The 22891-nt window shown below is 37.0% G+C and carries 22 protein-coding genes and 2 other annotated features; all 22 genes read left to right on the top strand.

Features of this window, described 5'->3' with window-relative positions; all coding sequences use genetic code 11:
- Position 1 precedes the first annotated feature (1 nt).
- Positions 2-688: a 2-C-methyl-D-erythritol 4-phosphate cytidylyltransferase gene (gene ispD / locus CN925_RS19525; RefSeq protein WP_098848468.1), complete on the top strand. Its 687-nt coding sequence runs from the start codon at positions 2-4 to the stop codon at positions 686-688.
- A gap of 11 nt (positions 689-699) precedes the next feature.
- Positions 700-1179, top strand: coding sequence for a 2-C-methyl-D-erythritol 2,4-cyclodiphosphate synthase (gene ispF, locus CN925_RS19520; protein ID WP_098848467.1), 480 nt, complete (start codon positions 700-702; stop codon positions 1177-1179).
- 42 nt (positions 1180-1221) lie between these two features.
- A complete protein-coding gene (gltX, locus tag CN925_RS19515) occupies positions 1222-2682 on the top strand; it encodes a glutamate--tRNA ligase (RefSeq protein ID WP_098848466.1) in 1461 nt (486 codons plus the stop codon).
- A 42-nt stretch (positions 2683-2724) separates the two neighbouring features.
- Positions 2725-2943, top strand: a binding site (T-box leader).
- 82 nt (positions 2944-3025) lie between these two features.
- Entirely contained in the window at positions 3026-3664 is a 639-nt protein-coding gene (gene cysE / locus CN925_RS19510) for a serine O-acetyltransferase (RefSeq protein WP_098848465.1), read from the top strand.
- A gap of 5 nt (positions 3665-3669) precedes the next feature.
- Positions 3670-5070, top strand: coding sequence for a cysteine--tRNA ligase (cysS, locus tag CN925_RS19505; protein WP_098848464.1), 1401 nt, complete (start codon positions 3670-3672; stop codon positions 5068-5070).
- A 4-nt stretch (positions 5071-5074) separates the two neighbouring features.
- On the top strand, positions 5075-5491 hold the full coding sequence (locus CN925_RS19500; RefSeq protein WP_098848463.1) for a Mini-ribonuclease 3: 417 nt from the start codon (positions 5075-5077) through the stop codon (positions 5489-5491).
- A gap of 1 nt (position 5492) precedes the next feature.
- A complete protein-coding gene (rlmB, locus tag CN925_RS19495; RefSeq protein ID WP_088014618.1) occupies positions 5493-6236 on the top strand; it encodes a 23S rRNA (guanosine(2251)-2'-O)-methyltransferase RlmB in 744 nt (247 codons plus the stop codon).
- A gap of 34 nt (positions 6237-6270) precedes the next feature.
- Complete coding sequence (locus tag CN925_RS19490; protein ID WP_483295215.1) at positions 6271-6750, top strand: NYN domain-containing protein; 480 nt, start codon at positions 6271-6273, stop codon at positions 6748-6750.
- A 65-nt stretch (positions 6751-6815) separates the two neighbouring features.
- On the top strand, positions 6816-7466 hold the full coding sequence (gene sigH / locus CN925_RS19485) for an RNA polymerase sporulation sigma factor SigH (RefSeq protein WP_056467364.1): 651 nt from the start codon (positions 6816-6818) through the stop codon (positions 7464-7466).
- A gap of 130 nt (positions 7467-7596) precedes the next feature.
- Complete coding sequence (gene rpmG / locus CN925_RS19480; protein ID WP_082459366.1) at positions 7597-7743, top strand: 50S ribosomal protein L33; 147 nt, start codon at positions 7597-7599, stop codon at positions 7741-7743.
- Positions 7744-7868: 125 nt separating this feature from the next.
- Entirely contained in the window at positions 7869-8051 is a 183-nt protein-coding gene (secE, locus tag CN925_RS19475) for a preprotein translocase subunit SecE (protein ID WP_098848461.1), read from the top strand.
- Positions 8052-8165: 114 nt separating this feature from the next.
- On the top strand, positions 8166-8699 hold the full coding sequence (gene nusG / locus CN925_RS19470; protein ID WP_098848460.1) for a transcription termination/antitermination protein NusG: 534 nt from the start codon (positions 8166-8168) through the stop codon (positions 8697-8699).
- Positions 8700-8868: 169 nt separating this feature from the next.
- Positions 8869-9294: a 50S ribosomal protein L11 gene (rplK, locus tag CN925_RS19465; RefSeq protein WP_056467373.1), complete on the top strand. Its 426-nt coding sequence runs from the start codon at positions 8869-8871 to the stop codon at positions 9292-9294.
- 115 nt (positions 9295-9409) lie between these two features.
- Positions 9410-10099, top strand: a complete 690-nt coding sequence (gene rplA, locus CN925_RS19460; RefSeq protein WP_098848458.1) for a 50S ribosomal protein L1 — start codon at positions 9410-9412, stop codon at positions 10097-10099.
- Positions 10100-10154: 55 nt separating this feature from the next.
- Positions 10155-10291 (top strand) — a sequence feature (ribosomal protein L10 leader region).
- A 43-nt stretch (positions 10292-10334) separates the two neighbouring features.
- The gene (rplJ, locus tag CN925_RS19455) at positions 10335-10835 is read left to right on the top strand and encodes a 50S ribosomal protein L10 (RefSeq protein WP_098848457.1); all 501 of its coding nucleotides are present in this window, start codon (positions 10335-10337) and stop codon (positions 10833-10835) included.
- A gap of 56 nt (positions 10836-10891) precedes the next feature.
- A complete protein-coding gene (rplL, locus tag CN925_RS19450) occupies positions 10892-11251 on the top strand; it encodes a 50S ribosomal protein L7/L12 (protein ID WP_098848456.1) in 360 nt (119 codons plus the stop codon).
- 111 nt (positions 11252-11362) lie between these two features.
- Positions 11363-11962: a class I SAM-dependent methyltransferase gene (locus tag CN925_RS19445; RefSeq protein WP_098848455.1), complete on the top strand. Its 600-nt coding sequence runs from the start codon at positions 11363-11365 to the stop codon at positions 11960-11962.
- A 247-nt stretch (positions 11963-12209) separates the two neighbouring features.
- Complete coding sequence (gene rpoB, locus CN925_RS19440; protein WP_098848454.1) at positions 12210-15740, top strand: DNA-directed RNA polymerase subunit beta; 3531 nt, start codon at positions 12210-12212, stop codon at positions 15738-15740.
- A 46-nt stretch (positions 15741-15786) separates the two neighbouring features.
- Complete coding sequence (gene rpoC / locus CN925_RS19435; protein WP_098848453.1) at positions 15787-19395, top strand: DNA-directed RNA polymerase subunit beta'; 3609 nt, start codon at positions 15787-15789, stop codon at positions 19393-19395.
- Positions 19396-19640: 245 nt separating this feature from the next.
- Positions 19641-20063 (top strand): 30S ribosomal protein S12, encoded by a 423-nt coding sequence (gene rpsL, locus CN925_RS19430; RefSeq protein ID WP_056467392.1) that lies wholly within the window; start codon positions 19641-19643, stop codon positions 20061-20063.
- A 31-nt stretch (positions 20064-20094) separates the two neighbouring features.
- Positions 20095-20565 carry a 30S ribosomal protein S7 gene (rpsG, locus tag CN925_RS19425; RefSeq protein ID WP_088014608.1) on the top strand — a complete coding sequence of 157 codons (471 nt, stop codon included), beginning with the start codon at positions 20095-20097 and terminating at the stop codon, positions 20563-20565.
- 236 nt (positions 20566-20801) lie between these two features.
- Positions 20802-22880 (top strand): elongation factor G, encoded by a 2079-nt coding sequence (gene fusA, locus CN925_RS19420; protein WP_098848452.1) that lies wholly within the window; start codon positions 20802-20804, stop codon positions 22878-22880.
- The last annotated feature ends 11 nt before the right edge of the window (positions 22881-22891 follow it).

Raw genomic sequence — 22891 nt, 5'->3', positions numbered from 1 at the left:
AATGCAATATAAGGTCATCATTCCAGCAGCGGGCTCTGGCTCACGAATGGGTGCAGGTTATAATAAATTATTTCTTAAAATAATTAGCTCGCCAATTATTGAATTAACTTTAAAAGTTTTTGGCGAAGATGATCGTTGCAATGAGATTATCTTACCGATTAAAGAATCAGAAAAACAGTTTTTTGAAACATTAAATTTGCCAAGTTGTATTCAAAATAAAATAACCTACGTAAATGGTGGAGCAGAAAGGCAAGAAAGTGTTTATAATGGTTTAGTTTCAATAAAGGATACTGAAAGTTTTATTTTAGTACATGACGGGGCGAGACCATTTGTAACAAATGCAGTGATTGATCGGATTCTTGAAAAGATGAATGAACATGAGGCAGTCATCTGTGCTGTTCCAATGAAAGATACAATAAAGAAAGTGATTGATCATGAAGTCGTTGAAACAATTGATCGTTCTACACTTTGGGGAGTACAGACTCCCCAAGCTTTTACATACAATTGCTTAATAGAAGCGCATCAAAAAGCAATCGAAAATGGTTATTTAGGAACTGATGATGCAAGCTTAGTCGAGTGGAACGGAAGTAAAGTTTTTGTAGTAAATGGAGATTATAACAATATTAAAGTAACAACTAAAGAAGACTTGTTTTTTGCAAAAACAATCTATGAACAATATAGAAGTTAGAAGGTGTTTACATGTTTAGAATTGGACAAGGGTTTGATGTTCACGCTTTTGCAGAAAATCGCCCGTTAATTATTGGTGGAATTGAGATTCCATACGAATTAGGTTTATTAGGTCATTCTGATGCAGATGTTCTTCTTCATACAATTTCGGATGCATTGCTAGGGGCTATTGGTGAAGGAGATATAGGTAGACATTTTCCGGATACAGATCCAGCTTTTAAAGATGCTGATTCAGCAAAACTACTTCAACACGTATTCCATCTTGTTAAGGATAAAGGCTATGAGTTAGTTAACGCGGATTGTACGATTATTGCTCAAGCGCCTAAAATGGCTCCATATATCGAATTAATGAGAGAGCGAATTGCAGAACTGCTTGAAACGACATCTGATTGTATTAATGTAAAAGCAACAACAACTGAAAAATTAGGTTTTACAGGAAGAAAAGAAGGAATTGCATCCCAAGCGGTTGTATTGTTACAAAAGAAGGCTTAAACTAATAAAGTATATTAATTATTCAGTGGAGAGTGTCTATAAATGTCAAATAGAGTAAGAGTTCGTTATGCACCTAGTCCGACAGGTCATTTACATATTGGAAATGCCCGTACAGCATTATATGTATATTTATTTGCTAAGCATTTTAATGGTGATATGGTATTACGTATTGAAGATACTGATATTGAACGTAATGTTGAAGGTGGCGAAGAAAGTCAAGCGAAATATTTACACTGGTTAGGGATCGATTGGGATGAAGGTCCGGATAAAGGTGGCGAATACGGTCCTTATCGTCAATTAGAAAGACTAGACTTGTACAAACAATATGCCAATGAATTAATTGAGAATGGTCATGCATACAAGTGCTATTGTACAGAGGAAGAGCTTGCAGCGGAACGTGAAGCACAATTAGCGGCTGGTCATCCAACTACACGTTATAGCGGGAAGTGTCGTCATTTAACAGCTGAAGAAAGAGCTGTAAAAGAGGCAGCAGGTGCAGAGTATACTATTCGTTTTGCAGTACCAGCAAACGAAACGTATGAATGGGAAGATATCGTTCGTGGAAATATTAAATTTGAATCAAAAGATATCGGAGACTGGGTTCTTGTTAAAAAGAACGGAATCGCTACTTATAACTACGCTGTAGTAGTTGACGATGCATTAATGAAGATTAGTCACGTACTACGCGGTGAAGAGCATATTTCTAATACGCCTAAACAATTAATGGTATATCGTGCATTAAATTGGGATGCTCCAGATTTTGGTCATATGGCTGTAATTGTGAACGAAAACCGTAAAAAGCTTTCAAAACGTGACGAATCTGTATTACAATTTATTGAGCAATATCAAAATCTTGGTTACTTACCAGAAGCATTATTTAACTTTATTGCTCTTCTTGGTTGGTCACCAGTTGGCGAGGAAGAGATTTTCAGCAAGGATGAATTTATTAAAATTTTCGATCCTAGCCGTTTAAGTTCTGCGCCAGCTATGTTTGATAAGCAAAAATTAACTTGGATTAATAATCGATATATTAAAGAACAACCATTAGAAAAAGTTGTAGAAATTGCATTACCACATCTAATTAAAGCTGGTTTTGTAAGTGAAGAACGCACTGCAGATGAAAATCTATGGGTTACAAATTTAGTAGCTTTATATCAAGACCAAATGAGTTTTGGAGCCGAAATTGTAGAACTATCAAGCTTATTCTTCAAAGAGGTCTTAACATTCGGTGAAGAAGAGCAAGCTGTTATTTCTGAAGAGCAAGTAAAGGAAGTACTTTCAGCATTAGTTGAAGAACTAAAAGCTTCTGAAGAATTTACAGTTGATTCGATTAAAGCTGCAATGAAATCAGTTCAAAAGTCAACTGGACAAAAAGGTAAAAAGTTATTTATGCCAATCCGTGTTGCAACAACTGGTCAATGTCATGGTCCAGAATTACCAGCAGCTATGACTTTATTAGGAAAAGAAAAAGTTATTGCTCGTTTACAACAAATAATTGGTTAACATTTTGATTAATTTGTAATATATATAAGTAATATTCATATAGGTAAAATGTTGAAAGGGAAAAGTAAATGATTACTCGTTACCTAGAGAGAATCACATTGGTGGAAGTGATTTTAACGATAATCATGGAAGTGCCCCCTTGAGTCCTTAGCCGAAAAATACGTTTTAGTAGGCTAAGGCGGTGGAAACCGTTATATTACATGAGTTGAGATAATTTATTTTATCTAAACAGAGTGGAACCGCGCGTAAAGCGTCTCTGTGTATTTTATGTACACAGGGACGCTTTTTATTTTTATAGAGAAAAAAATCAAATTCTTAATAAATTCTTTAAGGGGAAATGAAGATGCTAAAGTACATGAAGGAAGATGTAGCGACGATATTTGAACGCGACCCAGCCGCTACTAGCTATTTAGAAGTTATTCTTACGTATGCTGGTTTACATGCTTTATGGCTTTATCGATTTGCGCATTATTTCTATCGAAAAAAATGGCACTTTATTGCAAGAAGTATTTCACAGTTTGCGCGTTTTTTAACTGGTATCGAGATTCACCCAGGTGCGAAAATTGGTAGACGGTTTTTTATCGATCACGGAGCGGGAGTCGTAATTGGAGAAACATGTGAAATAGGTGATGATGTTACGATTTATCAAGGAGTAACATTAGGTGGAACCGGGAAGGAGAAAGGTAAGAGACATCCAACCTTATTGAATGGTGTACTTGTAGCTACGGGGGCAAAGGTTCTAGGGTCAATCACAATCGGAGAAAATGCAAAAATCGGTGCAAACTCAGTTGTACTAAAGGATGTTCCAAATAATACTACGGTTGTTGGTATACCTGGAAAGATAGTTGTTCAAGATGGAATTAGAGTAAATAATCAATTTGATCACTCTGATCTACCTGACCCAGTAGCAGATCGATTACTACAACTAGAAGCGGAATTAGAAGAGCTAAGAAGCCTAATGAGAATATCTGAAAGGAAGTAACACTTATGGCAATTCAAATTTATAATACATTAACAAGGAATAAAGAAGAATTTAAGCCTATAGAAGAAGGCAAGGTCAAAATGTATGTATGTGGACCAACAGTATATAATTATATACACATTGGTAATGCAAGACCTGCAATTGTTTTTGATACAGTAAGACGTTATTTTGAATATCGTGGATACGAAGTAAATTATGTTTCAAATTTCACAGATGTTGATGATAAGTTAATCAAAGCAGCAAATGAATTAGGTTCAGATGTCCCAACTATAGCAGATCGTTTTATTAATGCATATTTTGAAGATGTTCAAGCGCTAGGCTGCAAAACAGCAACGAATCATCCGCGCGTAATGGATAATATGGACATTATAATCGAGTTCATCGATGAGTTAGTAAAAAAAGGTTATGCATATGAATCCGAAGGTGATGTTTATTTCAAAACGAAGGAATTTGATGGTTATGGTAAACTTTCACACCAATCAATTGAAGACCTTCGAATTGGTGAAAGAATTGAAGTTGGTGAAAAGAAAGTAGATCCATTAGACTTTGCTTTATGGAAGGCAGCAAAGCCAGGTGAAATTTCTTGGGAAAGTCCGTGGGGGAAAGGTAGACCAGGATGGCATATTGAGTGCTCAGCAATGGCAAAGAAATATCTTGGAGAAACTATCGATATTCATGCAGGTGGTCAAGACTTATCATTCCCACACCATGAGAATGAGATCGCTCAGTCAGAAGCTTTAAGTGGGAAAACTTTTTCAAATTATTGGATGCATAATGGATACATCAATATTGATAACGAAAAAATGTCTAAATCATTAGGGAACTTTGTATTAGTACATGACATAATTAAAGTCATTGATCCGATGTTATTACGTTTCTTCATGCTATCAGTGCATTACCGTCATCCAATTAACTATAGCGAGGAACTTTTACAAGAGGCTAAAAATGGTTTTGAACGTATTAAAACAGCTTACCAAAATAGTAAGCATCGTTTAGAAAGCAGTACGAATTTAACAGAAGATGACAATAAGTGGTTAAAAGAAATAGCAGATGAAAAAACAATCTTCACAAAAGTAATGGATGATGACTTTAATACGGCTAATGCCATTTCAGTTTTATATCAGTTAGCTAAATTGGCAAATCAATATTTACTACAGACACATACGTCTACAAATGTATTAAATCAATTAATAGCAACTTTTGATGAATTATCAAATGTACTAGGCATTACGTTAGTTGAAGAACAAGCAATGCTAGATGATGAAATCGAAGCATTAATTCAAAAACGAACAGATGCACGAAAAAATCGTGATTTTGCATTAGCGGACCAAATTCGTGACCAATTAAAAGAAATGAATATTATCATTGAAGATACTCCTCAAGGTATTCGCTGGAAAAGAGGATAATTTCATGATCGAAAGTAACCAAAATATTGATGCTAAACAACTAAACAGTTTAGCACTTGCTTATATAGGTGATGCTGTATATGAAATTTATGTACGTCATCACCTCCTTGAAAAAGGAACAGTAAGACCTAATCAACTACACCGAGCAGCAACAAGATTTGTTTCTGCGAAAGGACAAGCTAAAGTAATTAGAGAAATGCTATATACTGAAATATTGTCAGAAGAAGAAGTTGCAGTTGTTAAAAGGGGTCGTAATGCAAAGTCAGGAACTGTACCAAAAAATACTGATGTACAAACATATCGATATGCAACCGCAATGGAAGCGTTAATTGGATACCATTATTTATTAAAAAATGAAGAAAGACTCAATACAATTGTACATTTTGCAATTCAATATATTGAGAATGATAAAGGAGCATAATATGTCTGAGGAATTTATTATTGGACGTAATCCAGTTATGGAAGCAATACGTTCAGGTCGAGATATAAATAAAATTTGGGTTAGCGAAGGTGCAAATAAAGGTCAAATCCATAAACTTTTAGAATTAGCTAACCAAAACAAAGTGATTGTTCAAACTGCACCAAACAAGAAATTAGATGGAATGGTTAAAGGAAATCACCAAGGTGTCGTAGCGCAAGTAGCTGCATATGAATATGTGGAAATTGATGATTTATTTGAAGTTGCTAGTAGTCGAAATGAACAACCGTTCTTCTTAATTCTTGATGAGATTGAAGACCCTCATAATTTAGGCTCAATTATGAGAACTGCAGATGCAGTTGGTGCTCATGGAATTATTATTCCAAAGAGAAGAGCGGTAGGTTTAACTTCAGCGGTTGCAAAAGCTTCAACTGGAGCGATCGAATACATTCCAGTAGCTCGAGTAACAAACTTAGCAAGAACTGTAGATGAATTAAAAGAAAGAGGAGTATGGATTTTTGGCACAGATGCAAAAGGTGCTGATGACTATCGTAACATGGATGGCCAAATTTCTCTTGGGTTAATTATTGGTAGCGAAGGTAAAGGTATGAGCAGGATCTTAAAGGAAAAATGTGATTTCCTAATTAAGCTACCAATGGTCGGTAAAGTTACATCGTTAAATGCGTCTGTTGCGGCTAGTTTATTAATGTATGAAATACATCGTAAGAGACACCCGCTTGGATCGTAAAAAGAAAGAGATACTTATTGTAGATGGTTATAACATGATTGGAGCTTGGCCGAATCTTAGGAAACTTCGAGAAATTGACTTTGACAAATCACGTGATTATCTAATTACTCAACTCGCTGAGTATAAGGCATATACAGGGATGCATATAATTGTTGTATTTGATGCTCATTTTGTTAATGGAATCGAAAAGATCGACAAGAATTCAAAGATTGAAGTGATTTTTACTCGAAAAAATCAGACGGCTGATGAAAAAATTGAAAAACTTGCAATTGAGCTTCGTCATGTTAACCATCATATTTATGTTGCGACATCTGACTTTACTGAGCAATGGCAAATATTTGGACAAGGTGCATTTCGTATACCTGCGATGGAACTATATCGATCGGTTACTCAAAATAAAAAAATGATAAGTAGTCGAATTAGTGAAATACCTGATCAAAGACTGACAATTAGCAAGACTTTAAATTCCGAACAAACAGAAATTTTAGAAAAATGGCGAAGAGGGGAACGATGACTTATTGTTTCCTTCTTCTTTGTGCTGTATAATTTAATTAAATTGTTTGGTCGGAGGTGCTAATTTTGAACGTTGAACAGGAATTGAAGCTAATGATAGAGTATGGACCTTTAGAAGATGAGGTAATTCTCGAATATGTTCGAGAAGGTGATCAAGAGGCACTAACATTTTTAATCCAAAAGTACCGAAATTTCGTTAAAGCAAAATCTAGGTCTTATTTCCTAATAGGAGCAGACCGTGAAGACATCATACAAGAAGGTATGATTGGATTATACAAAGCAATTCGTGATTATAAAGAAGACAAGCTCTCGTCCTTCAAGGCGTTTGCAGAATTATGCATAACAAGACAAATTATTACAGCGATTAAAACAGCTACTAGACAAAAGCACATCCCGTTAAATTCTTATGTTTCATTGGACAAGCCTATTTATGATGAGGAATCTGATCGTACTTTACTGGATGTTTTAACAGAAACAAAAAACATGGACCCAGAGGAACTTGTTATCAACCAAGAAGAAAATGTGGACATAGAGCTTAAAATGTCTGAATTATTAAGCGATTTAGAAAGGAAAGTATTATCACTCTATTTAGATGGTCGATCTTACCAAGAAATATCAGAAGAGTTAAATAGACATGTGAAATCGATTGATAATGCATTACAAAGAGTGAAACGAAAGCTTGAAAGATATATGGAAATAAGAGAACTGTCAGTTTAGTAAGATCAAGAAATTCCTTTATATCTCAATAATAGATAGGAATACAATGGTTAGAAATGAATTTGACAGTTTATAGTTCGCATGGTACATTTTTAATGGATAATTATAGATGAATTAGGTTGGTGTCACCATGAGAAAAAAAGTTGTCCTTTCGTGCGCTAATTGCAATAATAGAAATTACTCCACGATGAAGAATTCCTCTTCTGTAGAACGTTTGGAGATGAAAAAGTTTTGTAAAACATGCAATGAGCATACCACACATAAAGAAACAAAATAAATGAAGTAAGATAAATGATAATTGCGAATGTCCTTATTCATTATTTAAACTAAAGATTTAGCACTTTTTTGGACAAGGCGGACGTTTCGTAAATCTCTAAACTAGTATATATGGGGGTTGCATCTGTGGGTCGTATCGGTAAGTTTTTTCGCGAAGTAAAAAGTGAAATGAAAAAAGTTTCATGGCCTAAACGTAAAGAATTAGTTAATTCAACAGTTACAGTTTTAGCTACAGTTTTATTCTTTGTAGTATTCTTTGCTGTAGTTGACACAGGACTTTCTAAACTAATTCGACTTATTCTTGAATAAGTTAAAACTAATTGTGCTATAATGAGTGATAATGTTTAAAAAAAAGCCCGGTGACGGGTTTTTTAATTTGCAAAGAAAGTTGACCGGGGAGGGAAGGACGAGTAGTCCTCTAACATGGAAAAAAGATGGTATGTAGTTCATACTTACTCAGGATATGAGAATAAAGTAAAAGCAAATTTAGAAAAACGTGTAGAAACAATGGGAATGCAGGATAAAATTTTCCGTGTAATAGTTCCAGAAGAATCAGAAGTAGAAATGAAGAACGGTAAAGAGAAAGTAACAAAACGTAAAGTATTTCCAGGTTATGTACTAGTTGAACTAGTGATGACTGATGATTCTTGGTATGTTGTTCGTAATACACCGGGAGTAACTGGTTTCGTTGGCTCGGCTGGATCTGGTTCAAAACCAACTCCACTGTTAGAAGAAGAAATTACACATATTCTAAAACATATGGGTCTAGATGAACAAATAATTGATTTTGATTTAGATATTAATGAAGTGGTTCGATTAAAAGAAGGTCCATTTGCTAATTACACTGGATCGATTAAGGAAATCGACTTCGAAAAGAAAAAAGTGACTGTGTTAGTAGAATTCTTTAATAAAGAAACGCCAGTTGAACTGGATTTACATCTTGTTGAAAAATTATAATACAAGACCTTGCATTTTTAATTTTAAAATGTTAGACTTTTAAAGGTCAATATGCATCGAAATGATGATATTAACTTCTGTATAAGAATATGCATGTAAATGCAAAACGATATGAGTGGGAGGGTGTAAAACCCTATTACCACATCACGGACTTAAGGAGGTGTGTCTCGTGGCTAAAAAAGTAATTAAAATGGTAAAATTGCAAATTCCTGCAGGGAAAGCAAACCCAGCACCACCAGTTGGTCCTGCACTAGGACAAGCAGGTGTTAACATCATGGGATTCTGTAAAGAGTTCAACGCTCGTACAGCTGACCAAGCTGGTCTAATTATTCCTGTTGAAATCACTGTATTCGAAGATCGTTCGTTTACATTTATTACGAAAACTCCTCCTGCTGCTGTGCTTCTTAAAGTAGCGGCTGGTATCGAGTCTGGTTCTGGTGAACCAAATCGTAAAAAAGTAGCAACAGTTAAACGCGATAAAGTGCGTGAGATTGCTGAACAAAAAATGCCTGACTTAAATGCTGCTTCTGTTGAAGCTGCTATGCGTATGGTAGAAGGTACTGCACGTAGTATGGGTATCGTTATTGAAGACTAATCCCATCTTCAATAAGGTGTGATTGAGGAGGTTGCGAACATCATTTGATGTGTTTTATCGCAACCTTTATTCGTGGGAGGAAAATCCGTTAAAACCACATTAGGAGGAATAAAACATGGCTAACAAAGGTAAAAAATACCAAGAAGCTATTAAATTAGTAGATCGTACAGCTGTTTACCCAGTAAACGAAGCTGTAGAACTTGTTAAAAAGACTGCAACTGTTAACTTTGATGCAACAGTTGAAGTAGCATTCCGTTTAGGAGTAGATCCAAAGAAAGCTGACCAACAAATTCGTGGTGCAGTAGTTCTTCCACACGGTACTGGTAAAGTACAACGTGTATTAGTATTCGCTAAAGGTGAAAAAGCTAAAGAAGCTGAAGCTGCTGGTGCTGATTTCGTAGGCGATGCTGACATGATTAACAAAATCCAACAAGGTTGGTTCGATTTTGATGTAGTAGTAGCAACTCCAGATATGATGGCTGAAGTTGGTAAATTAGGACGTGTATTAGGACCTAAAGGTTTAATGCCAAACCCTAAAACAGGTACAGTTACATTTGACGTAACAAAAGCTGTTAACGAAATTAAAGCTGGTAAAGTTGAATACCGTGTTGATAAAGCTGGTAACATTCACGTGCCAATCGGTAAAGTATCTTTCGAAAACGAAAAGTTAGTAGAAAACTTTACAACAATCTTTGAAACTATGTTAAAAGTTAAACCTGCTGCTGCTAAAGGAACATACATGAAGAACGTAGCAATCACTTCAACTATGGGCCCTGGTATCAAAGTAGACACAGCTAGTTTCTAAGATAAAAAAACAAAGTTGACAATTCGACAAGAACTCTCTATAATGGAGATTGTCTTGCTAATTAAATAGACTACCGTAGACAGTAGGTGCTATAGCTTAATATCCTACCGAGGTGTATAACTGATAAATTCGTGCATATACAACCTCCATGTCTTTTTTTCGAAAAGTTCGTGGAGGTTTTGCTATGGTTACACTTTTGCGGTATACACACTAAAATCCACAGGAGGTGTAATAAATGAGCGCAGTATTAGAAGCTAAAAAACAAATTGTATCTGAAGTATCTGCTAAATTACGTGATAGCAAAGCAACAGTTGTTGTTGACTACCGTGGTTTAAACGTTGCTGAAGTAACTGAATTACGTAAGCAATTACGTGAAGCTGGCGTTGAGTTCAAAGTTTACAAAAACACTTTAACTCGTCGTGCTGCTGAAGAGGCTGGCTTAGCTGGTTTAAACGAATCATTAACTGGTCCAAACGCAATCGCGTTTAGCATGGAGGATGTAATCGCTCCTGCTAAAGTAATCAACGATTTCGCTAAAAAACATGAAGCTTTAGAAATCAAAGCTGGTGTAATCGAAGGAAACGTTGCTACTGTTGAAGAAGTTAAGGCTCTTGCTGAACTTCCATCTCGCGAAGGTTTACTTTCTATGTTGCTTAGCGTGCTACAAGCACCAATCCGCAACTTCGCTCTTGCAACTAAAGCAGTTGCAGAACAAAAAGAAGAACAAGGCGCATAATGCCAAGATCGCTTAAAATATATAATTTAAAGGTATAAACAAGGAGGAAATTAACAATGACTAAAGAACAAATCATTGAAGCAGTTAAAAATATGACTGTATTAGAATTAAATGACTTAGTAAAAGCAATCGAAGAAGAGTTCGGCGTAACTGCTGCTGCTCCTGTAGCTATGGTAGGTGGCGCTGTAGAAGCTGCTGCTGAGAAAACTGAATTTGATTTAGTATTAGCAAGCCCTGGCGACCAAAAAATCAAAGTAATCAAAGTTGTTCGTGAATTAACTGGTTTAGGATTAAAAGAAGCTAAAGAATTAGTTGACAACACTCCTAAAGCAATTAAAGAAGGAATCAGCAAAGAAGAAGCTGAAGAAATGAAAGCTAAACTTGAAGAAGTTGGCGCTAACGTAGAAGTTAAGTAATTTCTAAAAGTTTTTAAGAAAGCTCGCATTTATGCGAGCTTTTTTTGTACATATGGAATTATTTTTGGGAAGACTGTTGATAAGTATATATATGGAAGAAGGATTTTTTTTATGGCAGATCATTATTTTACAAATCAACCGAATAGTAAAACTGATAAAAAGATATTTTCGTTTACTCTGAGAGGAAATGAGTTGAAATTCCATTCTGATTCTGGTGTTTTTTCTAAGAATGAAGTTGATTTTGGATCACGTGTTTTAATCAACGCGTTCACATTCCCCCAAGTTGAAGGTGATATTTTAGATGTTGGATGTGGTTACGGTCCAATAGGATTATCGATTGCAAAAGATGATTCTAATCGAATAGTTGAAATGGTTGATGTGAATTTAAGGGCGATTGAATTGGCGAAAGAAAATGCGGATGTAAATAAAATAGAAAATGTAAAAATCTATGAAAGTAGCATCTATGAAAACGTAAGTGGTGAATATGCTGCTATTTTAACAAATCCTCCAATTCGTGCTGGAAAAAGTGTTGTTCATGAAATTTTAAAAGGTGCTCATGAAAGATTGGTCTCGGGTGGAGAGCTTTGGGTTGTTATACAAAAGAAGCAAGGAGCGCCATCTGCTCTTGCTTTATTGGAAGAAACTTTTGATGAGGTTGAAGTAGTAAAAAAAGATAAAGGATATTATATCATAAAAAGCAAAAAAGATTGACTGTATTTTTTGCTTGTGATAGTATTATTAAATGCCAATATATATTTATTTTCAAAAATGATTTTTTTTGAAAGTGAGTATATTTCTATATTCTTTGGAAATGATAGTAAAATGACTGTCGTTGAGTTTAATAAATGGTTTTCATTTTGAAACCATTTTATTTTTTGTTTAACAAGTAAGGGGTTATTTCTGCTTATTTGTTACTATTTTTTTGTTTTAAATACTCTTGATTTAAGGGGTGAATATGTTGACAGGTCAACTAGTTCAATATGGACGACACCGCCAACGCAGAAGTTATGCTCGTATCAGTGAAGTTTTAGAGTTACCTAACTTAATTGAAATTCAAACAGCATCTTACCAATGGTTTTTAGATGAAGGTTTGAGAGAAATGTTCCAAGACATTTCACCAATTGAGGATTTCACAGGTAATCTATCATTAGAGTTCATTGATTACAGCCTAGGTGAGCCGAAGTATGTTGTAGAAGAATCGAAAGAGCGTGACGTAAACTACGCTGCTCCACTTCGAGTGAAAGTTCGCCTATTAAATAAGGAAACTGGCGAAGTTAAGGAGCAAGACGTTTTCATGGGGGATTTCCCACTGATGACGGACACAGGCACATTCATTATTAATGGTGCTGAACGTGTAATCGTTTCACAATTAGTACGTTCTCCAAGTGTGTACTATAGTGGAAAGATCGACAAAAATGGTAAAAAAGGTTTTACGGCTACAGTTATTCCGAATCGTGGTGCTTGGTTAGAGTACGAAACGGACGCGAAGGATGTAGTTTATGTACGTATTGACCGTACAAGAAAATTACCTGTAACGGTACTACTACGTTCGCTTGGGTTTGGTACAGACCAAGAGATTCTAGACTTATTAGGCGAAAATGAATACCTACGTAATACACTTGAAAAAGATAATACAGATAGCACCGAAAAGGCGCTTCTTGAAATCTATGAAAGATTACGTCCGGGTGAACCACCTACAGTAGAAAACGCTAAAAACCTATTAATTACTCGCTTCTTTGATCCGAAGCGTTATGACTTAGCTAGCGTTGGACGCTACAAAATAAATAAAAAATTACACATTAAAAATAGACTGTTTAACCAACGTATTGCAGAAACATTAGTGGATCCAGAAACTGGTGAAATTATTGTAGAAAAAGGGACAACTCTTGATCGCCGTACGTTAGACCGTATTCTTCCATTCTTAGAAAAGAATATTGGTGAAAAGGTTGCTCACCCTGCTGGTGGCGTATTAGAAGATGAGATTACTTTACAATCTATTAAAATTTACGCTCCTGTAGAAGATGGTGAACAAGTTATTCAAGTTATTGGAAATGCGAATGTAAGCAAAAGTGTGAAAAACATTTCACCTGCAGACATTATTGCTTCAATTTCTTACTTCTTTAACCTGCTACATAACGTAGGTGACACTGACGATATTGACCATTTAGGTAATCGTCGTTTACGTTCAGTTGGTGAATTACTTCAAAACCAATTCCGTATCGGTCTATCTCGTATGGAACGTGTAGTACGTGAACGTATGTCAATTCAAGATACGAACGCAGTTACTCCACAGGCATTAATTAATATTCGCCCTGTAATTGCTTCAATTAAAGAATTCTTTGGTAGCTCGCAGTTATCTCAATTCATGGACCAAACAAATCCTCTTGCTGAATTAACTCATAAACGAAGACTATCAGCACTTGGACCAGGTGGTTTAACACGTGAACGTGCAGGATTTGAAGTGCGTGACGTTCATTACTCTCACTATGGTCGTATGTGTCCGATTGAAACGCCTGAGGGACCAAACATCGGATTAATTAACTCATTATCTTCTTATGCAAAAGTAAATCAATTTGGTTTCATTGAAACCCCATATCGTCGTGTAGACCCTGAAACTGGACGTCTAACTGATAAAATTGACTATTTAACTGCTGACGAAGAAGATAACTATGTAGTTGCCCAAGCGAATGCTCGTTTAGGTGAAGATGGTAGTTTCTTAGATGAAGATGTAGTTGCTCGTTTCCGTGGTGACAACACTGTTGTAAAACGTGAGCGTATTGACTATATGGATGTATCTCCAAAACAAGTAGTATCAGCTGCGACAGCATGTATTCCTTTCTTAGAGAACGATGACTCAAACCGTGCCCTAATGGGAGCAAACATGCAACGTCAAGCAGTACCATTATTAAACCCTGAATCTCCAATCGTAGGTACAGGTATGGAATACGTATCAGCAAAAGACTCAGGTGCTGCAGTAATTTGTAAACACCCAGGTATCGTTGAACGTGTTGAAGCGAAAGAAGTTTGGGTACGTCGCTACTCAGAAGTAGATGGACAAAAAGTTAAAGGTGACCTTGATAAATATCGTATGTTAAAATTCGTGCGTTCTAACCAAGGTACTTGTTATAACCAACGCCCGATCGTAAGTGTTGGTGACGAAGTAGTAAGAGGTGAAATTCTTGCAGATGGACCTTCAATGGAAAAAGGTGAATTAGCACTAGGACGTAACGTGTTAGTAGCATTCATGACATGGGATGGTTACAACTACGAGGATGCGATCATTATGAGTCGCCGTCTTGTTAAAGAAGATGTTTACACTTCAGTTCATATTGAAGAATATGAATCAGAAGCTCGTGATACAAAATTAGGACCTGAAGAGATCACTCGTGATATTCCAAACGTTGGTGAAGATGCACTTAAAAATCTTGATGAGCGTGGTATTATCCGAATTGGTGCAGAAGTAAAAGACGGAGACTTATTAGTTGGTAAAGTAACGCCTAAAGGTGTAACTGAATTAACTGCTGAAGAACGCCTTCTACATGCAATCTTCGGTGAAAAAGCTCGTGAAGTTCGTGATACATCTTTACGCGTTCCACACGGTGGAGGCGGAATTATTCTTGATGTGAAAGTATTCACTCGTGAAAACGGTGATGAATTACCACCAGGAGTAAACCAACTTGTTCGTGTATATATCGTTCAGAAACGTAAAATCTCTGAAGGGGATAAAATGGCTGGACGACATGGTAATAAAGGGGTTATCTCTCGAATTTTACCAGAAGAAGATATGCCATTCTTACCGGATGGAACGCCAGTTGATATCATGTTAAATCCATTAGGGGTACCTTCTCGTATGAACATCGGTCAAGTATTAGAGCTACACTTAGGTATGGCTGCAAGATATCTTGGCATTCATGTAGCTTCTCCTGTATTTGATGGAGCGCGTGAAGAAGATGTTTGGGGAACAATTGAAGAAGCTGGTATGGCACGTGATGCGAAAACTGTACTTTATGATGGACGTACAGGAGAGCCATTCGATAACCGTGTATCTGTTGGTGTCATGTATATGATTAAACTTGCACACATGGTTGACGATAAGCTACATGCTCGTTCAACAGGACCTTACTCACTTGTTACGCAACAACCACTTGGTGGTAAAGCACAATTTGGTGGACAACGTTTTGGTGAGATGGAGGTTTGGGCACTTGAAGCATACGGTGCTGCTTACACATTACAAGAAATCTTAACAGTTAAATCTGATGACGTTGTTGGACGTGTGAAAACATACGAAGCAATTGTTAAAGGTGAAAATGTACCAGAACCAGGTGTTCCTGAATCATTCAAAGTATTAATTAAAGAATTACAGTCACTTGGTATGGACGTTAAGATGATGTCTGCTACAGACGAAGAAATTGAAATGCGTGATACTGAAGATGATGATGATCAAGCTTCAGAACATTTAGCGATGGATATGGAATACGTAAAAGAATAAGTATTATACAGGGTAAAACCTTAGGACAGAAAGGGAGGTAGGCCCCTTGATAGATGTAAATAATTTCGAGTATATGAAGATCGGACTTGCATCGCCTGACAAAATTCGCTCGTGGTCATACGGGGAAATTAAAAAACCTGAAACAATTAACTACCGTACATTAAAACCTGAAAAAGATGGTCTTTTCTGTGAACGCATTTTCGGTCCTACGAAAGATTGGGAATGTCACTGCGGGAAATATAAACGTGTACGTTATAAAGGTGTAGTATGTGATCGTTGTGGAGTTGAAGTAACTCGTGCAAAAGTACGTCGTGAACGTATGGGTCACATTGAATTAGCTGCACCAGTATCACATATATGGTATTTCAAAGGTATTCCAAGCCGAATGGGACTTGTTTTAGACATGTCCCCTCGTGCTCTGGAAGAAGTAATCTACTTTGCTTCTTATGTAGTAACAGAAGCTGGAGATACTCCTTTAGAAAAGAAACAATTGCTTTCTGAGAAAGAATTCCGCGCTTATCGTGAGCGTTACGGTCAAACTTTCCAAGCATCTATGGGTGCTGAAGCAATTAAAAAATTATTAAGTGATATTAATCTTGAAAAAGATGTAGATTCACTTAAAGAAGAATTAAAAACTGCTCAAGGTCAACGTCGTACAAGAGCAATTAAACGTTTAGAAGTTTTAGAAGCATTCCGTAACTCTGGTAATGAGCCTTCTTGGATGATCTTAGATGTGCTACCAGTAATCCCACCTGAATTACGACCAATGGTTCAATTAGATGGTGGACGTTTTGCAACTTCAGATCTAAACGATTTATATCGTCGTGTAATTAACCGTAACAACCGTTTAAAACGTTTATTAGACCTTGGCGCACCAAGCATCATCGTACAAAACGAAAAACGTATGCTTCAAGAAGCAGTTGATGCGTTAATTGACAATGGTCGTCGTGGCCGTCCAGTTACAGGACCAGGTAACCGTCCATTGAAATCTCTTTCTCACATGCTAAAAGGTAAGCAAGGACGTTTCCGTCAAAACTTACTTGGTAAACGTGTTGACTACTCTGGTCGTTCGGTTATCGTTGTAGGACCAAACTTACAGATGTACCAATGTGGATTACCAAAAGAAATGGCAATTGAATTATTCAAACCATTCGTGATGAAAGAATTAGTAGAGCGTGGTCTAGCACATAACATTAAATCTGCAAAACGTAAAATTGAGCGATTACACCCTGAGATTTGGGATGTATTAGAATCCGTTATCCGTGAGCATCCGGTGTTACTAAACCGTGCCCCAACTCTACACAGACTTGGTATCCAAGCGTTCGAACCTACATTAGTAGAAGGTCGTGCAATCCGTCTGCATCCACTGGTATGTACTGCATACAATGCCGATTTCGATGGTGACCAAATGGCTGTTCACGTACCGTTATCAAGTGAAGCACAAGCTGAGGCTCGTATCCTAATGCTTGCAGCACAAAACATCCTGAACCCGAAAGATGGTAAACCAGTAGTTACACCATCACAAGATATGGTATTAGGTAACTATTACTTAACTCTTGAGCGTGCAGGCGCAGTCGGTGAAGGTATGGTATTTAAAGATATCAATGAGGCGTTAATTGCATACCAAAATGGTTATGTACATTTACATTCTCGTGTTGCTGTTGCTGCTAATTCGTTAAATAACGAAACATTTACCGAAGAACAAAATAATTCATTATTAATTACAACGGTTGGTAAGTTAATCTTTAATGAAATCTTACCTAAGTCGTTCCCATATATTAATGAACCAACTCAGAGTAACCTTGAGAAGGAAACTCCGAAGATGTATTTTGTTGCTAAAGGTTCAAATATTAAAGAAATTATTGAAAGCAGAGAAGAAATTGCTCCTTTCAAAAAGAAAATACTTGGAAACATCATTGCAGAAGTATTTAAACGTTTCAAAATTACTGAAACATCAAAAATGCTAGACCGCATGAAAGATCTTGGATTTAGATATTCTACTAAAGCTGGTATTACAGTTGGTGTATCTGACATCATCGTATTACCTGAGAAACAGCTAATCATTGCTGAAGCTCAAGAAAAGGTAGATAAAGTTCTAAAACAATTCCGTCGTGGCTTAATCACAGAAGATGAGCGTTACGACCGTGTAATCGCAATTTGGAGTGATGCAAAGGATGTTATTCAGGGCAAACTGATGGCTTCCCTAAATAAACGCAACCCAATCTTTATGATGAGTGACTCTGGTGCCCGTGGTAACGCATCTAACTTTACTCAGCTTGCTGGTATGCGTGGTCTGATGGCCAACCCGGCTGGTCGTATCATCGAGTTACCAATTAAATCTTCATTCCGTGAAGGTCTAACGGTACTTGAATACTTCATCTCTACACACGGTGCACGTAAAGGTCTTGCCGATACAGCACTAAAAACAGCCGATTCAGGTTACTTAACTCGTCGTCTAGTTGACGTTGCACAAGATGTAATCGTTCGTCAAGATGACTGTGGTACTGACCGTGGCTTACACGTTAAAGCAATTAAAGAAGGTAACGAAATTATTGAGGGATTATATGATCGTTTAGTTGGTCGTCATTTACGTTCAACTATTCGCCACCCAGAAACAGGTGTATTACTTGCTCAAGAGAACGATTTAATTACAGAAGACTTAGCTCGTGAAATTATCGATGCTGGTATTGAAGAAGTAAATATCCGTTCTGCGTTCACATGTAATACTAACCATGGAGTATGTAAAAAATGTTATGGCCGTAACTTAGCTACAGGTGCTGAAGTTGAGGTTGGTGAGGCAGTAGGTATTATCGCTGCACAATCAATCGGTGAACCAGGTACACAGTTAACGATGCGTACATTCCATACAGGTGGGGTAGCAGGAGACGATATTACTCAAGGTTTACCTCGTATTCAAGAGCTATTTGAAGCACGTAACCCTAAAGGTCAAGCGGTTATTTCTGAAATTGATGGTATTATTTCAATTTCTACTGACGCTAAAGATAAACAAGAAATTATTGTTCAAGGTTCAGTAGAAACTAGAAATTACCCAGTTCCTTATGGCGCTAGACTAAAAGTTCAAGAAGGTGAAACGATTGATCGCGGTCAAGTAATGACTGAAGGTTCAATTGATCCTAAAGAACTTCTAAAAGTAAAAGGTACAAATGCTGTTCAAGAGTACCTACTACGTGAAGTACAAAAAGTATACCGTATGCAAGGGGTAGAAATTGGTGACAAACACGTAGAGGTAATGGTACGTCAAATGCTGAAGAAAGTTCGTGTAATGGATGCAGGTGAAACTGAATTATTACCTGGTACATTATTAGAACTTCACCAGTTCACTGAAGCAAATAAAGAAGCTTTATATGCAGGTAAACAACCAGCTACTGCACGCCCATTATTACTAGGTATTACAAAAGCATCATTAGAAACAGACTCATTCCTTTCTGCTGCATCATTCCAAGAAACAACGCGTGTATTAACAGACGCTGCGATTAAAGGAAAACGTGATGAGTTGCTAGGATTAAAAGAGAATGTTATTATAGGTAAGTTGGTTCCAGCTGGTACTGGTATGAACAGATACCGTAAAGTTGATCTTGTTAAAGATTTGACTGAATCAGTTGAAATGAACGAAGAAGTATTAGTTGAAAAATAATCTTAAAATATTTTATAACTTGAGTTGACATCATTTGATAAAAAATGATATTATATTCAAGGTTGCTCCTAGACAATAGCACTGCTAATCTAAGCAGGTTAGATCCGGGGCTAATTTAGGAATATACAGTTAAAACTGTTTTTGTGAGAAGGAAGGTTTCTTCCTTCTTGCAAAAACTTTGTTTTCAACTTATTATGAACCACCTGGATGTGTGGTCTTATAAATATTTGAAGGGAGGAAAACTCATGCCTACTATTAACCAGTTAGTGCGTAATGGACGTACTTCTAAAGTATGGAAATCAAAATCACCAGCATTAAATAAAGGTTTCAACTCATTAAAGAAAAAATCAACTGATTTATCAGCTCCACAAAAACGTGGTGTTTGTACTCGTGTTGGTACAATGACTCCAAAGAAACCAAACTCAGCTTTACGTAAATATGCTCGTGTGCGTTTAACTAACCAAATCGAGGTAACTGCTTATATCCCAGGTATCGGACACAACTTACAAGAGCACAGTGTTGTTCTTATCCGTGGTGGACGTGTAAAAGACTTACCGGGGGTACGTTACCATATCGTTCGTGGTGCGTTAGATACTGCAGGTGTTGACAAGCGTATGCAAGGTCGTTCTAAATACGGAACTAAGAGACCAAAAGCAGCTAAGAAGTAATAGATAAGATTAGTCGAAAGGAGGAAAACACATGCCACGTAAAGGTCCTGTTGCAAAAAGAGATGTATTGCCAGATCCAATTTACAATTCAAAATTAGTTTCTCGTTTAATCAACAAAATGATGATTGACGGTAAGAGAGGAAAATCTCAAGCTATCTTATACGGAGCTTTTGAATTAATCCAAGAACGTTCTGGTAAAGAACCAATGGAAGTATTCGAAGCAGCTCTTAAAAATATCATGCCAGTTCTAGAAGTTAGAGCTCGTCGTGTTGGTGGTTCTAACTACCAAGTACCAGTTGAGGTACGTCCAGAGCGTCGTACTACTCTAGGTCTTCGTTGGTTAGTAAACTATGCTCGTCTTCGTGGAGAAAAAACGATGGAAGAGCGTTTAGCTAACGAAATTCTTGATGCAGCTAACAACTCAGGTGCTGCAGTTAAGAAACGTGAAGATACACACAAAATGGCAGAAGCGAACAAAGCGTTTGCTCACTACCGTTGGTAAGATTAAAAGCAATTTAGTTATTTCTGCACATAATGAATGTTGGTTAAGTCGTTCACCTATTTTTAATTTAGCTTGCTAGATTAAATAGGTGAACGTCGGATTACATAACTTAGGATGACACAATAGTTCCTTGCTTGTAGTGCTTGCTTAACTTAATAACATGAAATGTGTACAGGAATAACTTTTTCTTGTACTAAAAAAATCCTAACTAATACTGGAAGGGAGAAAGAACCCTGATGACAAGAGAGTTCTCCTTAAATAACACTCGTAATATCGGGATCATGGCTCACATTGATGCTGGTAAAACAACAACAACTGAGCGTATCCTTTATTACACAGGTCGTATTCACAAAATTGGTGAAACTCATGAAGGAGCTTCACAAATGGACTGGATGGAGCAAGAGCAAGAGCGTGGTATCACTATCACATCTGCTGCGACAACAGCTCAGTGGAATAACCACCGTGTAAATATCATTGATACTCCAGGTCACGTAGACTTCACTGTAGAGGTTGAACGTTCTCTACGTGTACTTGATGGTGCAGTAGCAGTACTTGATGCTCAATCTGGTGTTGAGCCTCAAACTGAAACAGTTTGGCGCCAAGCAACTACTTACGGAGTTCCACGTGTAGTATTCGTTAATAAAATGGATAAAATCGGCGCGGATTTCTTATACTCTGTAGGTACGTTACATGAGCGTTTACAAGCTAACGCACACCCAATCCAATTAGCGATGGGTGCTGAAGATAATTTCTGGGGTATTATTGACCTAGTTGAAATGAAAGCTATTAAGTATAACAATGACTTAGGAACTGACATTGAAACGATCGAAATTCCAGAAGAATATAAAGAACAAGCTGAAGAATACCGCGGACGTTTAATCGAAGCAGTAGCTGAGCTTGATGAAGAATTAATGATGAAATATCTTGAAGGTGAAGAAATCACAATTCCTGAATTAAAAGCTGCTATTCGTACAGCTACATGTTCAGTTCAATTCTACCCAGTAGTATGTGGTTCTGCTTTCAAAAACAAAGGTGTTCAATTAATGCTTGATGCAGTAATTGATTACTTACCATCACCATTAGATGTACCAGCAATCAAAGGTACATTACCTGATACTGATGAAGAGAAAGTAGTTCCATCAAGTGATGATGAGCCTTTCGCTGCATTAGCATTCAAAATTATGACTGACCCTTACGTTGGTAAATTAACGTTCTTCCGTGTATACGCTGGTACGTTAGAATCTGGTTCATACGTTCAAAACTCTACAAAAGGTAAGCGTGAGCGTGTAGGACGTATCCTACAAATGCATGCTAACTCTCGTCAAGAGATTTCGAAAGTATACGCTGGAGATATTGCTGCTGCTGTAGGTCTTAAAGACACTACAACTGGAGATACTTTATGTGATGAAAAGAATTTAGTAATTCTTGAGTCAATGGAGTTCCCAGAGCCAGTTATCTCAATTGCAATCGAACCAAAATCTAAAGCTGACCAAGATAAAATGGGTCAAGCATTAGTTAAATTAACTGAAGAAGATCCAACATTCCGTGCACATACTGACCAAGAAACTGGTCAAACAATCATCGCTGGTATGGGTGAACTTCACCTTGATATCATCGTTGACCGTATGCGTCGTGAATTCAAAGTAGAAGCTAACGTTGGTGCTCCTCAAGTAGCATACCGTGAAACTTTCCGTTCTTCTGCACAAGTAGAAGGTAAATTCGTTCGTCAATCAGGTGGACGTGGACAATTCGGACACGTTTGGATTGAATTCTCACCAAACGAAGAAGGAAAAGGCTTCGAGTTTGAAAACGCAATCGTTGGTGGTGTTGTTCCTCGTGAATACATCCCAGCTGTAGCTGCAGGTCTTGAAGATTCTCTTAAAAATGGTGTATTAGCTGGTTTCCCACTAATCGACATTAAAGCGAAATTATTCGATGGATCATACCATGATGTTGACTCAAACGAGATGGCGTTTAAAGTAGCTGCTTCATTAGCTCTTAAAAACGCTGTTAAGAAATGTAACCCAGTTCTACTTGAACCAATCATGAAAGTAGAAGTTGTTATCCCTGAGGAATACTTAGGAGATATCATGGGTGATGTTACTTCTCGTCGTGGACGCGTTGAAGGTATGGAAGCACGCGGTAACGCTCAAGTTGTACGTGCTATGGTACCACTTTCAGAAATGTTTGGTTATGCAACTTCATTACGTTCTAACACTCAAGGTCGTGGAACGTTCTCAATGGTATTTGACCATTACGAAGATGTACCAAAATCAATTTCTGAAGAAATCGTTAAAAAATTTAAAGGTGAGTAATTGATTATTTA

This window comes from Bacillus sp. AFS055030, from assembly GCF_002574545.1.
Taxonomy (GTDB): Bacteria; Bacillota; Bacilli; order Bacillales; family Bacillaceae_G; genus Gottfriedia.
Note: the sequence above shows the minus strand (reverse complement) of the source record. Positions and strands in the feature narration are given on the sequence as shown.

Coding starts and splice junctions, on each gene's coding strand:
- ispD (WP_098848468.1), top strand. CDS start 2: ATGCAATATAAGGTCATCATTCCAGCAGCGGGCTCTGGCTCACGAATG.
- CN925_RS19490 (WP_483295215.1), top strand. CDS start 6,271: ATGATTGGAGCTTGGCCGAATCTTAGGAAACTTCGAGAAATTGACTTT.
- rplJ (WP_098848457.1), top strand. CDS start 10,335: ATGAGCGCAGTATTAGAAGCTAAAAAACAAATTGTATCTGAAGTATCT.
- ispF (WP_098848467.1), top strand. CDS start 700: ATGTTTAGAATTGGACAAGGGTTTGATGTTCACGCTTTTGCAGAAAAT.
- cysS (WP_098848464.1), top strand. CDS start 3,670: ATGGCAATTCAAATTTATAATACATTAACAAGGAATAAAGAAGAATTT.
- rpsL (WP_056467392.1), top strand. CDS start 19,641: ATGCCTACTATTAACCAGTTAGTGCGTAATGGACGTACTTCTAAAGTA.
- cysE (WP_098848465.1), top strand. CDS start 3,026: ATGCTAAAGTACATGAAGGAAGATGTAGCGACGATATTTGAACGCGAC.
- fusA (WP_098848452.1), top strand. CDS start 20,802: ATGACAAGAGAGTTCTCCTTAAATAACACTCGTAATATCGGGATCATG.
- nusG (WP_098848460.1), top strand. CDS start 8,166: ATGGAAAAAAGATGGTATGTAGTTCATACTTACTCAGGATATGAGAAT.
- rpmG (WP_082459366.1), top strand. CDS start 7,597: ATGAGAAAAAAAGTTGTCCTTTCGTGCGCTAATTGCAATAATAGAAAT.
- rplL (WP_098848456.1), top strand. CDS start 10,892: ATGACTAAAGAACAAATCATTGAAGCAGTTAAAAATATGACTGTATTA.
- CN925_RS19445 (WP_098848455.1), top strand. CDS start 11,363: ATGGCAGATCATTATTTTACAAATCAACCGAATAGTAAAACTGATAAA.
- rplA (WP_098848458.1), top strand. CDS start 9,410: ATGGCTAACAAAGGTAAAAAATACCAAGAAGCTATTAAATTAGTAGAT.
- gltX (WP_098848466.1), top strand. CDS start 1,222: ATGTCAAATAGAGTAAGAGTTCGTTATGCACCTAGTCCGACAGGTCAT.
- CN925_RS19500 (WP_098848463.1), top strand. CDS start 5,075: ATGATCGAAAGTAACCAAAATATTGATGCTAAACAACTAAACAGTTTA.
- rlmB (WP_088014618.1), top strand. CDS start 5,493: ATGTCTGAGGAATTTATTATTGGACGTAATCCAGTTATGGAAGCAATA.
- rpsG (WP_088014608.1), top strand. CDS start 20,095: ATGCCACGTAAAGGTCCTGTTGCAAAAAGAGATGTATTGCCAGATCCA.